Source organism: Bradyrhizobium agreste (assembly GCF_016031625.1).
Classification (GTDB): Bacteria; Pseudomonadota; Alphaproteobacteria; order Rhizobiales; family Xanthobacteraceae; genus Bradyrhizobium; species Bradyrhizobium agreste.
On record NZ_JACCHP010000011.1, the window covers coordinates 237,645 to 250,306 of the forward strand.

Annotated in this window: 13 protein-coding genes; 4 read left to right on the top strand and 9 right to left on the bottom strand. The window is 63.7% G+C overall.

The genetic code is table 11. The features are described from left to right. Window positions 1-4 precede the first annotated feature (4 nt). A complete protein-coding gene (oxlT, locus tag HZZ13_RS18080) occupies window positions 5-1,297 on the bottom strand; it encodes an oxalate/formate MFS antiporter (RefSeq protein WP_197960892.1) in 1,293 nt (430 codons plus the stop codon). Here oxlT and HZZ13_RS18085 point away from each other — a divergent pair. Further along, window positions 1,287-1,514, top strand: coding sequence for a hypothetical protein (locus HZZ13_RS18085; protein ID WP_197960893.1), 228 nt, complete (start codon window positions 1,287-1,289; stop codon window positions 1,512-1,514). The two genes, oxlT and HZZ13_RS18085, sit on opposite strands and share 11 nt — an antisense overlap. Before the next feature lie 202 nt (window positions 1,515-1,716). Here HZZ13_RS18085 and HZZ13_RS18090 read toward each other — a convergent pair whose 3' ends face one another. The 4 genes from HZZ13_RS18090 to HZZ13_RS18105 all read right to left on the bottom strand — a co-directional run bounded on the left by HZZ13_RS18090 (window position 1,717) and on the right by HZZ13_RS18105 (window position 5,433). Next, complete coding sequence (locus tag HZZ13_RS18090; RefSeq protein ID WP_197960894.1) at window positions 1,717-3,216, bottom strand: tripartite tricarboxylate transporter permease; 1,500 nt, start codon at window positions 3,214-3,216, stop codon at window positions 1,717-1,719. Window positions 3,217-3,258: 42 nt separating this feature from the next. Beyond that, on the bottom strand, window positions 3,259-3,756 hold the full coding sequence (locus HZZ13_RS18095; RefSeq protein ID WP_197960895.1) for a tripartite tricarboxylate transporter TctB family protein: 498 nt from the start codon (window positions 3,754-3,756) through the stop codon (window positions 3,259-3,261). Window positions 3,757-3,840: 84 nt separating this feature from the next. Beyond that, on the bottom strand, window positions 3,841-4,845 hold the full coding sequence (locus HZZ13_RS18100) for a Bug family tripartite tricarboxylate transporter substrate binding protein (RefSeq protein ID WP_197960896.1): 1,005 nt from the start codon (window positions 4,843-4,845) through the stop codon (window positions 3,841-3,843). Between the two features lie 450 nt (window positions 4,846-5,295). Then, window positions 5,296-5,433 (bottom strand): hypothetical protein, encoded by a 138-nt coding sequence (locus tag HZZ13_RS18105; RefSeq protein ID WP_167406555.1) that lies wholly within the window; start codon window positions 5,431-5,433, stop codon window positions 5,296-5,298. 340 nt (window positions 5,434-5,773) lie between these two features. Here HZZ13_RS18105 and HZZ13_RS18110 point away from each other — a divergent pair, with 340 nt between their 5' ends. Beyond that, window positions 5,774-7,210: a WD40 repeat domain-containing protein gene (locus tag HZZ13_RS18110; RefSeq protein ID WP_197960897.1), complete on the top strand. Its 1,437-nt coding sequence runs from the start codon at window positions 5,774-5,776 to the stop codon at window positions 7,208-7,210. Window positions 7,211-7,343: 133 nt separating this feature from the next. Next, window positions 7,344-8,669, top strand: coding sequence for an Hsp70 family protein (locus tag HZZ13_RS18115; protein WP_197960898.1), 1,326 nt, complete (start codon window positions 7,344-7,346; stop codon window positions 8,667-8,669). A gap of 44 nt (window positions 8,670-8,713) precedes the next feature. Here HZZ13_RS18115 and HZZ13_RS18120 read toward each other — a convergent pair whose 3' ends face one another. Beyond that, window positions 8,714-9,163: a c-type cytochrome gene (locus HZZ13_RS18120; RefSeq protein ID WP_197960899.1), complete on the bottom strand. Its 450-nt coding sequence runs from the start codon at window positions 9,161-9,163 to the stop codon at window positions 8,714-8,716. Between the two features lie 145 nt (window positions 9,164-9,308). After that, complete coding sequence (locus HZZ13_RS18125) at window positions 9,309-9,752, bottom strand: SRPBCC family protein (protein WP_197960900.1); 444 nt, start codon at window positions 9,750-9,752, stop codon at window positions 9,309-9,311. Window positions 9,753-10,035: 283 nt separating this feature from the next. On the opposite strand from HZZ13_RS18125, the gene HZZ13_RS18130 reads away from it, so the two are divergent. Next, window positions 10,036-10,287, top strand: coding sequence for a hypothetical protein (locus HZZ13_RS18130; RefSeq protein WP_197960901.1), 252 nt, complete (start codon window positions 10,036-10,038; stop codon window positions 10,285-10,287). Window positions 10,288-10,428: 141 nt separating this feature from the next. Here HZZ13_RS18130 and HZZ13_RS18135 read toward each other — a convergent pair whose 3' ends face one another. Continuing rightward, window positions 10,429-11,115, bottom strand: coding sequence for a hypothetical protein (locus HZZ13_RS18135; protein WP_197960902.1), 687 nt, complete (start codon window positions 11,113-11,115; stop codon window positions 10,429-10,431). A 241-nt stretch (window positions 11,116-11,356) separates the two neighbouring features. Then, the gene (gene frc / locus HZZ13_RS18140) at window positions 11,357-12,634 is read right to left on the bottom strand and encodes a formyl-CoA transferase (protein ID WP_197960903.1); all 1,278 of its coding nucleotides are present in this window, start codon (window positions 12,632-12,634) and stop codon (window positions 11,357-11,359) included. Window positions 12,635-12,662 lie beyond the last annotated feature (28 nt).

A 12,662-nucleotide genomic window follows, 5' to 3' on the forward strand; every position in this document is an offset into this window, starting at 1 on the left:
AAGGTCAGATCGTCGATTTCGCGACCACGACCTTGCGCCAGGGCTTGAGCACCGCGATCGCCAGCAGAGAAGCCAGGATGTTGGCGCCGGCTGCGATGATGAACACGCTGTTCCAAGTCCCCGACGACTGCTGCATCAGGTTTGCGACCGGCACCAGCAGCGCGGCGGTGCCCTTCGCGGTGTAGAGCAGGCCGGCATTGGTGGTCGCGAACTTGGCGCCGAACGTGTCGGTGCAGGTCGAGGGGAACAGCGAGTAGATCTCACCCCAGGCGAAGAACACGAAGCCCGAGAGCAGCACGAACCAGACCGGATCGTGGCCCCAGAGATAGAGCATCCAGATGCCGAACCCTTCCATGCCGAAGGCGATGAACATCGTGTTCTCGCGGCCGATCATGTCGGAGATCCAGCCGAAGAACGGACGCGTCAGGCCGTTGAGCACGCGGTCGATCGTGGCGGCGAAGGTCACCGCCGTCATCGTCACCGCCATCAGCGTGACCGGGACGTTGTCGACCTTCCAGTCGGCCGCGATCGGCTTCAGGTTCGCCGTCACCATCAAGCCGCCGGCGCCGACGATCACGAACATGAAGTACATCAGCCAGAAGATCGGCTGACGCAGCACCTCGGTCGGCTGATAGTTGCGGCGGCTCTGCAGCAGATTGGCATTCGCCACCACGTTCGGCACCTGGCCTGCCTTCGGCGCGAGCAGGAAGAAGGCGAGGAGGCAGATGATAATGCCTTGCCCGAGGCCGAAATAGAGGAAGGTGGTCTGAAAGCCGCTGTCCTTGATCATGGCCTGGATCGGCGCGACGGTCAGCGCGGAGCCTGCCCCGAAGCCGGCCGCCGTGATGCCGGCCGCAAGACCGCGCTTGTCCGGAAACCATTTCAGCGCGTTGCCGACGCAGGTGCCGTAGACGCCGCCGGCGCCGATGCCTGCGATGATCATGCCGAGATAATAGCCGTTCAGCGAGGTCGCCTGTGCGTTGATCGCCCAGCCGATGGCGCAGAGCACGCCGCCGACCAGCACGACGATGCGCGGGCCGTATTTGTCGACGAACCATCCTTCGACCGGCACCAGCCAGGTCTCGAACAAGACGAAGAGCGTGAAGGCCCATTGGATCGAGGCGCGATCCCAGCCGAACTTCTTCTGGATGTCGGGGACGAAGAACGTCCAGCCATATTGATAATTGGCGATCATCACCATCGCCGCCACACCGATCGCCAATTGCGCCCAGCGATAGGTGTCGCTTACACGTGCGGCACTAGGGGCCGCTGCTGCCGACTGCACCATGTCCGTCATCAAAAACCCTCCCGAACGCGCCGATCATTTTTATGCATGCGCTGGCGTGCATCCTGGTATGCCATATGCCAACATTCAAGGGAGGACGAAAGGGTGCGGCGAAATAGCGCAGGCTTGTTCACATGCGCCAGGAGAGCGGATTTGTAAAGCCCCCATCGCTTCCGCCGCGTTGGCAGCGGCCAGGGTCTTTGCCGCTCAAGCTATTGATTCCAAATGACTCACAGGTTCGTGGCGAGGCTTTCAGGGCCGTGCTGGCAGTCCGAGCAAGGGGAGGTTTTCCACCCGCGCAGCGGTCGGGCCGGCCAGCCCGCGGCAGGTTGGAAACGCTGCTAGTAGTGGAATTCTGTATTCCAGAAGTTAGGGCTGCGGCAATCTGGCCATGGCAGCGATGCACATTCCGCCGCCTCCCGCCTCCCGCCTCACGCCAACGACGTGCGCAGCCGGCTGTAGCCTTCCTGGATCGCGGACCAGAACAGGGCGACCAGGCCGAGCGCCATGATGGTGCTGACGAGGCCGTTGGAGAAGAACACCCCGAGCGAACCTTGCGAGCCCAGCAGCGATTGGCGGAAGGCTTCCTCGGCCTTGTCGCCGAGCACGATGGCGAGCACGAGCGGTGCGAGCGGGTAATTGCACTTCTTCAGGAGATAGCCGAGCACCCCGAACACCAGCATCAGCATCACGTCGAAGGTGCTGTTGTGCACCGAATAGGCGCCGATCGCGCAGAGCACCAGGATCAGCGGCGCGATGATGCCGAACGGCACGCGCAAGATCGCCGCGAAGATCGGCACGCAGGTGAGCACGACGATGAGGCCGGCGAGATTGCCGAGATACATCGAGGCGATCAGGCCCCAGACGAACTCCTTCTGCTCGACGAACAACATGGGGCCGGGCTGCAGGCCCCAGATCAACAACCCGCCGAGCAGCACGGCGGCGGTCGGCGAGCCGGGCACGCCGAGCGACAGCATCGGCAGCAGCGCCGAGGTGCCGGCGGCATGTGCGGCCGTCTCCGGCGCGATCACGCCCTCGATCTCGCCCTTGCCGAAATTGTTGCCGCGTCGCGCCAGGCGCTTGGCGATGCCGTAGCTCATGAAGGAGGCGGGCGTGGCGCCGGCGGGCGTGACCCCCATCCAGCATCCGATCAGGCAGGAGCGCAGCGAGGTCATCCAATAGGCGGGCAGTTCCCGCCAGGTCTGCAGTACCACGCGAAGGTTGATGGTCGCGCTGCCGCCGCGGAAGGCCAGGCCTTCCTCCATGGTCAGCAGGATCTCGCCGATGCCGAACAGGCCGATCACCGCGATCAGGAAGTCGAATCCGTTGAGCAGTTCCGTGACGCCGAAGGTCAGCCGCAATTGCCCGGTGATCGAGTCCAGTCCGACGGCCGCAAGCGCAAAACCCATCATCATCGCGGCGATGGTCTTGAACGGCGGCTCCTTGCTGAGGCCCACGAAGGAGCAGAAGGCGAGGAAATACACCGCGAACTTCTCCGCCGGACCAAATCGCAGCGCAAAGCCTGCGACCAGAGGCGCGACCAGCGTGATCATGATGACGGCAAACAGCGCACCGACGAAGGAGGAGGTGAAGGCCGCCGTCAGGGCTTCGCCGGGCCTGCCCTGCTGCGCCATCGGAAAGCCGTCGAAGGTGGTCGCTACCGACCATGGCTCGCCGGGGATGTTGAACAGGATCGAGGTGATGGCGCCGCCGAACAATGCGCCCCAGTAGATGCAGGACAGCATGATGATCGCCGATGTCGGCGGCATGCTGAAGGTCAGCGGAAGCAGGATCGCGACGCCGTTGGCGCCGCCGAGCCCCGGCAGCACGCCGATGATGACGCCAAGCGTGATGCCGATCACCATCAGCATGATGTTGTAGGGCTGCAGGGCGACCGCGAAGCCGTGAAACAGATTGGCCAACTCTTCCATATCAAGACGTCCTGCAGCAGCAACTGAATGAATGCGCGGCTCTTACAGGCCGAGCCATTCCTCGAGCGGTCCCTTCGGAAGCGGGACCAGAAACCAGCGCTCGAAAACGAGATAGGTCACGACCGGCATGCCGACCGCCACCGCGATCGTCGTCAGCCAGCGATAGCCGCCGAGCCAGCGCATGAACCAGGCGATGAAGACCATCGAGGCGACGTAAAGGCCGATGAACGGCATCGAGCCGACATAGATCGCGGTCGGCACGACCACGCTCATGACCTGGCGCAGCTGCCCCCATTCCGCGAACAGCCGGCCATCGTGGTCGCGCCGCGCATGCCAGAGGTTGATGGCGCTCGCACCGACGATTGCGGTGCCGACGTAAAAGGGAAAGAAGCCGGCGCGCGGCCCCTCCGCGCCCCAGTTGATGCCGGCCTTCAGGCTACCGAAGATCACGATGAGGCCGAACACGCCGATCAGCAGCGCCATGCCGATTTCCAGCGTCTTGTGCGCGGGGCCGGATTCGGATCTGGATCGTTCAGTCATGAGGCCTCCAGGCGGAGATGCGGTCTTTCCAGTCGCTGCCGGCCGAGGACGCCCAGCATCCTCGGCCGGCATCGATGCTGTGGCTCAATGCGATGCGAGGAAGCCGGCCTCCTTCATAAGGCCTTCGTGCCGCTTCTCCTCAGCCTCGACCCACCTGGCGTAGTCGGCACCAGTCAGGAAGGTCGTGTTGAAGGCGCCGTTCTTCATGAACTCCTGCCATTCCGGCGTGGCGCGGACCTTCTTGAACAGCTCGACATAGTATTCGATCTGATCCTTCGTAGCCTTAGGCGACATGAAGATGCCGCGCAGCATGAGATATTCCATCGCAAGCCCCTGCGACTTGCAGGTGGGAATGTCCTTCCAGGCCTTGCCGTCGGCGATCGGCTCGTCATAGGCCATCGGCTGGGCGTCGAAGACGCAGAGCGGACGGAGCTTGCCGCCGCGCCATTGCGCGACCGCCTCGATCGGATTGTTGACGGTTGAATCGACGTGATTGCCGACGAGTTGGACGGCGACTTCGCCGCCGCCCTTGTAGGGAATGTAGGTGAACTTCGTATCGATCGCCTTCTCGATGCCGACCGTGATGATCTGGTCTTCCTGCTTGGATCCGGTGCCGCCCATCTTGAACGAGCCGCTTGGGGCCTTCTTTACGGCGTCGATGTAGTCCTTGACGGAGCTGTACGGCTTCTCGGCATTGACCCAGAGCACGAACTCGTCGAGCGCCAGCATCGCGACCGGAGTCAAATCCTTCCAGTTGAACGGGATGCCCGTCGCCAGCGGCGTCGTGAACAGATTCGATAGCGTAATGATGATCTTGTGCGGATTGCCCGACGAGGTCTTCACGTCGAGGAAGCCTTCACCGCCTGCGCCGCCGGCCTTGTTGATGACGACCAGCGGCTGCTTCATCAGATTGTGCTTGGTGACGATGCCCTGGATGGTGCGCGCCATCTGATCGGCGCCGCCGCCGGTGCCCGCGGGCACGATGAACTCGACCGGACGGACCGGCTCCCAGACGGCACGGCTTGCGGTGCTGCTCGCGCAAGACATCGCGATTGCCGCCAAGGCGACATTCACAACGAATGGCTTCATCTTGTTTCACTCCCTGTCGAACCTCAACGCAGCCGCTCTTTGTCGGCTTGCGTCAGCCCATCTCGATTCAGATGCCTGGTGTCGCCCTTGCGGCCGATTCTCCCAAGGCAGTCCCGGTAGAAACTTTATGAGCAGGGACAACGCGCGGCATCCGCTCCTTTCGGCTAAGGTTCCGCCGAGGGCTCGCGTACGTGCGTTCCGCGGCTGTTCCCGTCACGCGCTAGGTTTCTCCCTCTTGTACTTTTTGATTGCATAATCGTCTTGGTCCGAGAATGGTATGCGAGATGCCAGTAGACAAACAATCCGATCGGGGGGCGGGTCGGCGGACGAATCGTCGCAGCTGTGGTCGCGAGCCGGGCTAGAACACCAAAAGAAAATGGCCCCGAAGCGGGGCCATTTGATCAAACCAGGTATCTGCGGATCTGCCAACCTGAGGGTTCGAGATCCCTCTTACAGACCGAAACGCGGCAAGTCGCCGTTGTGATTCGAGATTTCGGCGCTGGCCATCAGGAAACTGTCGATCGCGGCCATCAGGCGGGCGAACAGCGAGGAGGAGGGGGCGAGAGCGACGGAAGCGGTCTTGGACATCGGGAATCCCTTTCTCGAGACGGTCAACGTTGCTGTCTCATCTGGGGAGAATTTATGTATACCAGATGCCAGTGTCCATGCTCTTGTTTGCATAGCAGCATTTAGCCCTTCGCATTGCAGCATAATGCTCCCTTAATGCGGGTGGGGACCGCCCAATGCAATTACTCATAGATTTCCCTCGACGCTGGCCGGCGACTGCGTCCAATCTTCGCCTGGAAATAGCATGCCCGAGGAGAAGCAGATGCAACGTCTCCGATTGGCGGTATGGGTGGTCGCCGTTCTGCTAGGAGTCGGCGTCGCGGCTGGGGGCCCGGCTGCCAGCGCGGACGAAATCTATCAAATGACGAAATTCACCTTCTGCGGGGTTCCGGAGCAAGGCGGCACGAAAAGTGTCACAATATCGACGGCCGCCTTCAGCGAGGGCGGAGCACGGGTCGCCAACGCCACCGAAGGACGCATCGTCCGCATTTGCGAAACAGCCACAGGCCGCGAAATCGCGTCGCTCGCCGTGCCGAGCTCGCGCGGTGGGGATGACGACCTCATCCGCTTCGTCGCCTTCAGTCCTGACGGCACGCGCCTTGTCACGGCATCCGACGACCGGATGCTACGTCTATGGGACATCGCTGGCGGTCGCGAGCTCGCCGCGCTCGAGCACCCATCGCGGGTTGCCTCCGCCACCTTTAGTTCGGACGGCACGCGGCTCGCCACGTCAACCGATGACTATGTCGTACGCATCTTCGATGTTGCAGGCGGCCGCGAGATTGCCGTGCTCCAGCCTCCGTCGCCGGTCATCTTCGCCGCCTTCAGCCCTGACGGCAAACGTCTCGTCACGACTTGCTGGGAAAGTACGGTTCACATGTGGGACGCCGCCACCGGCCGCGAGATCGCGATCATGATCGGGCATGACGCGAAGGCCATCAGGGCGCGCTTCAGCCCGGACGGTGCGCGCATCGTCACTGCGTCCGAGGACAACACTGCGCGCAGCTGGGATGCCGCAAGCGGTCGCGCGCTGCGCGTCCTCAGACACAAGTCGCCGGTCCGCTCCGTCGCCTTCAGCCCGGACGGCACGCGGATCGTCACGAGCGCCGGAAAGGAGGCGCGTGTCTTCGATGCCGCCACCGGCCGCGAGCTCGCCGTCCTGAAGGGGCACGAGAGCGACGTGAACGATGCGGTCTTCAGCCCCGATGGCGCGCGCATTGCCACCGCATCCGGTGATCGAAGCCCGCGGCTCTGGAATGCCGGCGGTGGCGGTGAAATCGCGGTGCTGAAGGGCGATCATTCTGCCACCGCAACCATTGCGTTCGGCGCGGACGGTCAGCGCATCTTCGCAGGAGGCGGTGCCGCGGCAGTGATGTGGACGAAGCTCGCGGCGGCGAGGCTGCCTGACAAGATCGCCGGCCTGTGGTTCGGCAATTTTGGTCCGCCGAACGAGCCGGCTGAAATCACCAGGGAAAGATGCGTCAGGAGCCCGATCAGGATCGGCGCGGATGGATTGATCGTCTTTTTCGAGGTCGGCAGTTCCGAGCCGCCTCAGCCCATCCTGCATCTGCGTTGCACCTCGGAGCTGAGCTGTCAGATCTTTGCTGGCGCGCCCGATCAGGGGCTCGAAGCGCAGGGCACCGGTCAGCTCGAGGTCTCAGGCGATTCCGGCAAGCTCTGCCTTGGCGGAGAATGCCGCCCCATCGCGCGCTGTCGCGCTATCACCTGGACTGAGCAGGAGCGCAAGAGCGGCTTCGTCAAGCGATGGGAGACGGGAGTGCAAGCGCCGCCACGCTGATAAGCCGCGGTCGTTGCGCGGCTCGGCGACCCTGCTTGCGCAGCGAGCGGCCATGATGGACCGGAGGCTTGGCAGGGCAGTGCAAAGCCGCTAGTGGTTTGCCCCTCTTTCCGGTCATCATTCAGAGTGGTTCATGTCGAGCGCCTCGCCCGCCGTCTCGATCGGCATCGATTTTGGCACGAGCAACACGGTCGTTGCGCTGGCGGCGGACGACCGCCGGGTCGAGGCCATTCGCTTCGACCATGGCGGGCAGCGCCACAGCGTCTACGTGTCGGCCCTGTGCTTCTGGGAGGACCGGCCGGGCGCCGGTGCCCAGGCCGAAGGTGGGCCGTGGGCGATCGAACAGTTCCTCGAAGGACGCCACGTCTACCGCTTCCTGCAATCGTTCAAGACCTTTGCGGCGAGCGCCAGCTTCAACACCACGCAGGTGTTCCGGCAGCGCTACAAGTTCGAGGACATCCTGGCGGCGTTCCTGCGCACGCTGGCGCGCCATGGCGGGGAGAAGTTCGGCTTCGAGGCGGCGAACATCACCGTCGGCCGCCCGGTGCGCTTTGCCGGCGGCAATCCGGACGAAGCGCTGGCGATGCAGCGTTACCGCGCCGCGTTCGAGCGCTTGGGCGCCGGCCACGCGCGCTATGTCTACGAGCCCGTGGGTGCGGCGTTCTCCTTCGCCCGCAGGCTCGACCGCGATGCCACCGTGCTGGTGGCCGATTTCGGCGGCGGCACCAGCGACTTTTCCGTGATGCGCTTCTCGCGCGCGGGCGGCACGCTTCGGGCCGAGCCGCTCGGCCACGCCGGTATTGGCGTGGCCGGCGATACCTTCGATTATCGCATCGTCGACCACGTCGTGTCGCCGCGGCTCGGCAAGGGCTCCAGCTTCCGCTCGTTCGACAAGGTGCTGCCGGTTCCGACCGGCCACTACACGAACCTGGCGCGTTGGCACCAGCTCGCGATGATGAAGAGCAACGGCGATCTGCGCGAGCTCCGCGAGCTCCAGCGCACCGCGCTGAAGCCGGAGCTGCTCGAGGATTTCATCACCATCGTCGATCTCGACCTCGGCTTTGCGCTGTACCGCGCGGTGTCCGACGCCAAGGTCGCGCTCTCGGCGCAGGACGAAGTGGATTTCCGCTTCAAGGGCGGCGGCGTCGACATCGGCGCGGCCATCACGCGGAAGCAATTCGAAGCCTGGATTGCCGACGACATTGCCCGGTTAGGTGCCACCGTCGACAAGGTGCTGGCCGAGGCCCGTATCGCCTCGCGCGAGGTGGAGAAGGTGTTTTTGACCGGCGGCACCTCGTTCGTGCCCGCGGTTCGAAAGCTGTTCGCCGACCGCTTCGGCAACGAGCGGCTGATGTCCGGCGACCAGTTCGAGTCGATCGCCTATGGCCTGGCGCTGATCGGGCACAGTCCCGATCCCGACCGTTGGACGACAGGCGGAGGGCGGGCCGCGAAGGCGTAGCAAGCGGCGAGCCGCGTCCCTGCGGCGAGGCTGCTGTTCGATCGCTATTTCTGCTGAATTCGGTTCAGGTAGTCGATCACCGCGAGAATGCGAGTCCGCACGACGACCTCCGGGTTCTGCTGCGGCCCTGCCTTTTGCCAGTAATAGGAATCGACGGCGTGAGGCAGGTTGACGATGGGGTTGAACCGCTCGCCCCAGATCGGCATTTCACGCGTGCCGTGCGCCGGGACCGATTTCGACCCGTATATGGTCTCGTAAGCGGCGTTGGCGGGAAACACCCCGTTGTTGTTCTTGCTCAACATGGTCAGGTCGGAAGGCCGGGTCTTGAGCTGGCTGCTGACGGGTCCGTTGCCCCTTCCATCGGCGCCATGACAGCTCGCGCACGAAGACTGAAATTCCGCCTTGCCGATATCAACCTTTTCGCCCTTGGCGGCGGTGGCGAAGCCGGCGGCAAGACCGGCAATGATCAACCATTCGACAGCAGATCGCATCATTTCGCCTCCGACGCGCGCAGGGAAGACTTCTGCTCCTACCGCATTGTCCTTCCGACAGTTTGACGCACATCAAGGCCGCACACGCGGTGCGAGTCGGTGGGAAACGGGGCAGAGCGCCGTGCCCCGCCCTGCCAGCGCTTTTGCGCTACTGGTTGATCTCCGGCTCGACGAGCCGCGCCAGATTCCGCAGCGATTCCTGCCAGCCGAGATAGCAGGCCTCGACGGGAATGACGTCGGGCAGCCCGGACTGCGTGATCTCGATCTCGGTGCCGACCGAGACCTTCTTCAGGATCACGGTCACCTCGATCAGGCCCGGTAGGTTGGGGTCGTCGAACTTGTCGGTGTAGCGGAGGCGTTCGTTCGGGACGAGCTCGATAAATTCGCCGCCGAACGAATGGCCGTGGCCCGTCGTGAAATTCCGGAACGACATCTTGAACGTGCCCCCGACCTTGGGCTCGAAATGATGCACCGTGCAGGTAAAGCCGTTCGGCGGAAGCCATTTCGCCATCGCGTCGGCCTCGAGGAAGGCGCGATAGACTTTCTGCGGGCTGGTGGCGAGAACACGATGCAGGCGGACAGTGTTGGGCATGGTTGTTATCCCTGGTGTTGATGGGCCCGAGACGGCGTCTATGGCCCATTCATGTCACGAGGACGACCGGGATGCTGCCGATCCGACACGGTCTTGCGAATTTTCTTGTCGCGGGTGCCGGCCTGCCGGACTGCCATCACGCCTGGCGGGCGTTCGCGACATCAAGCTGATTGTGCGAGCCATCGTCAGCCGGCTGCTGGAACTCTGCTCGAATTTGACCGCTGGGTGAGGAACAGGGGGCGTATCGGCTTGTTGTCCGCGATGACAACAGGAGACGGATCAGATGATCAGGAAGCTCATACTGGGCGCGGTGATCGCGTCGATGATGGCATCCACTGGAATGGCGCAGCCCAGTCAGCCACAGGGAGGTGCGCAAGCTGGGGTGGGCGGGACAAGCGACACCACGAAGGACAGCAGCAAAACCAAGGGCGGCATGACGACCGGCACGTCCTCGACCGACGCCGGTGCCTCGGATGGCTCAGGCAGCAGCGCCCCTGGCGGACATTCTTCCAAGAAGAGCCCGATGCCGAAGTAAGTTCAGGATGCGCTCATCGTTCGGTCTGCAACTAAATGATGGGCGCAAACTTCAAGCCGCGGCAAGGTAACAAAAGTCAACGGGTCTCCACGCCGCGGGCTCAACGCGCGCAGGGGCTGGCACGTCCGACGTCGCCAGGTCCTACGTCGCCAAGTCCTGCGGTGTCATCGTGTATGCCAACCTGTAGCGGCCGTTTGTTGGGTGTTGGCAAGCGCCGGTCTTGTGAAGCGACGACGGCGACAACCGTTCGGCGATCGCGTCCTCCATCGCATCGGCATCGTACCCCGACAGCAGCACGATCCAGTCGGCTGCGCCGTCCTTGCCGCGGATCTGCTGCTCGGTGGTGGGCGCGCTCGTGCGGGGCGTGTCCGTGATGAGGAGGTGGGCACCTGTCATCCCGGGCCGCTGTGCCAATGCGGCGAGCGTGTCGATGAGGTGCGCCTGCAACTCCGCTTCCCGCCCGGCCTGCGGCGACAGCCTGATCGTCGCAAGCGATCCCGCCACGCCACCGCCAAAGCTTGCGACGGTCCGGCACTGGCTACGGACCATGCCGAGATGGTGCGGCATCATCTTCGTCGACCACGGCGTCGGCGCATTGAGCCGGTCGAGATATTCTTTCGAGGTGAGGACTTCGTATTGCTCCAGCTCGTAGAGCACGAAGAAACCTTCCGCGTCCGTCGTGCTGGTCCAGCGCGATCCGCGCCGAAAGCCGGGAATGCTCATCCGCTCGGGAAAGTGCTCGTGCGAATGCCAATCGCCGAACTCGGCGCGCTGCTCCGGGCGGACGCTCCACCACATCGCGACGGCCGCCTTGCCGAGCAGTGACATGGTGATCTCCCTCTCGCCGTGCACTCCGGGCATGACATCCATGATGACATAATACCCCTGTTTTGCCCGACGGCTCAAACCTCATTTCGCTAAAAAAGAAATGCCTTTGATGCCAAGGGGATGGCTACTGTGCATGGGGTTGTTTTTCCACTTTTTGGTTCGAGCCCTGCGACGGCGCGACTTCACGAGCAAAAAGGGCCGCCCTTTCGGGCGGCCCTTCATCTCGTTCGCGGGGTGTCGCTTACTCCGCGGCCTGCTTCTGCGGCGGGTCGAGCGCGCCCGACTTGTGGATATCCGCGACCTGGTGATCGCTGAAGCCCAGCACCGAGCGCAGGATCTCGTCGGTGTGCTCGCCGAGCAGCGGCGAACGCGTCACTTCCGCCGGCGAGTCCGACAGCTTGATCGGGTTGCCGACCGAGATGTACTTGCCGCGGGTGGGGTGGTCGACCTCGACCACTGTGCCCGTCGCGCGCAGCGACTGATCTTCGGCGATCTCCTTCATCGACAGGATCGGGCCGCAGGGGATGTCGTCCTTGTTGAGGATCTCCATCGCCTCGAACTTTGTCTTCGTCATCGTCCACTGCTCGATGCGGGCGAAGATCTCGTTGAGGCGCGGCAGGCGGGCGGCCGGCTTGGCGTAATTCGGATCGGTCTTCCAGGTGGGCTCGCCGATCACGTCGCAGATCTTCTCCCAGACCGGGGCCTGGGTGATGAAGTAGATGTACGCGTTGGGATCGGTCTCCCAGCCCTTGCACTTCAGGATGCGGCCGGGCTGGCCGCCGCCGGAATCGTTGCCGGCGCGCGGCACGGCGTCGCCGAACGGAATGCCTTCGCCGAACTGGCTGTATTCCTTGAGCGGGCCGTGGGCGAGGCGCTGCTGGTCGCGCAGCTTGACGCGGCAGAGGTTGAGCACGCCGTCCTGCATCGCGGCCGTGACGCGCTGGCCCTTGCCGCTGTGGGTGCGCTGATACAGCGCGGTGACGATGCCGAGCGCGAGGTGCAGGCCGGTGCCGCTATCGCCGATCTGGGCGCCGGTGACGAGCGGCACGCCGTCGCGGAAGCCGGTGGTGGAGGCGGCGCCGCCGGTGCACTGGGCGACGTTCTCGTAGACCTTGCAGTCTTCGTACGGTCCCGGGCCAAAACCCTTGATCGAGGCGACGATCATCTTCGGGTTGATCTGGTGGATCTTCTCCCAGGGGAAACCCATGCGGTCGAGCACGCCGGGGCCGAAATTCTCCACCAGCACGTCGCACTTCTTGATCAACTCGGTCAGGACTTCCTTGCCCTTGGGGTTCTTGGTGTCGAGCGTGATCGAGCGCTTGTTGTGGTTGAGCATGGTGAAATACAGGCTGTCCACGTTCGGGATGTCCTGCAGCTGGCCGCGGGTGATGTCACCCACGCCCGGGCGTTCCACCTTGATCACGTCTGCGCCGAACCAGGCCAGCAGCTGCGTGCAGGTCGGTCCGGACTGGACGTGGGTGAAGTCGAGAATGCGAACGCCCTCGAGCGCTTTGGTCATCATCTTGCTCCGTACTCTGTCGGCCCCT